This window comes from Methylobacterium sp. WL6, from assembly GCF_008040095.1.
GTDB lineage: Bacteria > Pseudomonadota > Alphaproteobacteria > Rhizobiales > Beijerinckiaceae > Methylobacterium.
This window is the reverse complement of the sequence record NZ_VRVH01000569.1, coordinates 1-1,273: the sequence shown is the minus strand read 5'-3', so window position 1 is coordinate 1,273 and position 1,273 is coordinate 1. Positions and strand designations below refer to the sequence as shown.

The 1,273-nt window shown below is 72.8% G+C and carries 1 protein-coding gene; it reads right to left on the bottom strand.

Features of this window, described 5'->3' with window-relative positions:
* The coding region (locus FV230_RS28435; RefSeq protein WP_147844738.1) for a L,D-transpeptidase family protein at nucleotides 1–1,273 on the bottom strand (1,273 nt) is incomplete at both ends.

Genomic DNA, 1,273 nt, shown 5'->3' with positions numbered 1-1,273 from the left:
GGCCACCGGCGGGCGCTGGTCGGGCTTGGCCGGGCGGATCGTGGCGCGCGGCGCGATCGCGCCGGTGGCGGCCGGCTCGGTCGCCGCCGAGGGCACCGGCCCGCCCGGCGTATCCAACCCGTAGATGTCGTCGCGGAAATGGACGCGGCCGTCCGGCGTGGCGTAGCCGGTGAGGTAGACGAAGGTGACGGGGACGGGCTTGACCAGCTTGAGGTCGCGGCGCTCGCCGTCGGCGATGCCGGTCTCGATCTCGATCGGGCCCCAGGCCGAGTCCGGCCCGTTCGGCCCCTCGACGCCCTGGAGCAGCCAGCCGACCAGCTCCTTGACCCCGCCGACGCGGACGCAGCCGTGGCTGTGGAAGCGGACGTTGCGCGAAAACAGCGATTTCGAGGGCGTGTCGTGCATGTAGACCGCGAAGCGGTTCGGCATGTCGATCCGCACCTGGCCGAGCGAGTTGTCGAAGCCGGAATCCTGGCGCAGCGTGTAGGCGACCGCCTTTTCGGTGTTCCAGTTCACCGCCGTCGGGTCGACCTCGACGCCGCCGGGGCCGAGGATGCGGATGTGGTTCTTGGCGAGATAGCCCGGCTCCTTGCGCATCCGCGGGATGATCTCGTTCTTCACCACCGAGACCGGCACCGTCCAGGTCGGGTTGAAGTTGATGTCGGTGATCCGGGTCTCGACGCTGGGGGTCGCCTTGTCGGGCTTGCCGACCACGGCGACGTAGCGGCGCGCGACCTGGCCGTTCTCCACCGCCTCGACGGTGGCCGCCGGGATGTTGACGACGACGTAGCGCTCGCCGAACGGGAACTTCGAGCCCATCAGCCGCGCCGCCGAGGCCGCGAGCTGACGCTGGCGGACGGAGGCCGGCACGTTGAGCGCGGCGATCGTCAGCCGGCCGATCAGCCCAGATTCCGGCAGGCCGTGGCGGGCCTGGAACGCCGTCACCGCCGCGACCAGCGGCGGATCGAGCCGGTCGCTCGGGGGCGCGTCGGCGGGCAGGTCGCCGGTGAGCGTGAGGTGGTGGCGCAGCGCCGGGATCGCCGGGTTCGACGCGCCCGGCTTGAACACCGTGCTCTCGGGCACCGGCGCCCAGCCGCCGGCATCGGCGAAGGCCTGGTACAGGTCGGCCGCGCGCAGGGTGTCGGTGAAGGTCTTCTGCGTCAGCGTCGGGCGCGGGTCGGCCGAGACGGTGGCGTAGACCAGCTCCGGCTCGGGCTTGCGCTTCCCCGCCTCGCGGGGCGCCGCCTCCGGGGCGGCGGCCGCGAGCGGTGCC